This window comes from Adlercreutzia sp. DFI.6.23 (assembly GCF_024462535.1).
Taxonomy (GTDB): Bacteria; Actinomycetota; Coriobacteriia; order Coriobacteriales; family Eggerthellaceae; genus Adlercreutzia; species Adlercreutzia rubneri.
The window spans coordinates 1-296 of sequence record NZ_JANGBP010000611.1 but is presented as its reverse complement, the minus strand read 5'-3'; the positions used below and the strand labels follow the sequence as shown (position 1 = coordinate 296).

1 pseudogene is annotated in these 296 nt (G+C 36.5%); it reads right to left on the bottom strand.

Annotation, left to right across the window (positions count from 1 at the left end):
* Positions 1-296: pseudogene (locus NE591_RS14770) on the bottom strand (arginase); the annotation flags it as partial.

Genomic DNA, 296 nt, shown 5'->3' with positions numbered 1-296 from the left:
CCCCAACAAGAATCAATTGTTCAAGATTTTCGTTTTGCTCAATAACCTGTGCCGCCCAATCGCCACAACTTGTCATTCCTTCAACCATAGGCTTTTGCATATCTGTGTGATGGTCATACAAAACAAGCGAAAACTTTTTATTTATTTTGTCCGTCATAATTTTTGTTATGTAATGATAATTACCTGAATCAATAAAATGAACGCCGTTTATGCTAAAATTCTCTATTCGTTTCTGAATCTCCGCCTCCCCTTTTTTGGTGCAATACAAGTCGGTTTCTAAAATATCTGAGCAGTCA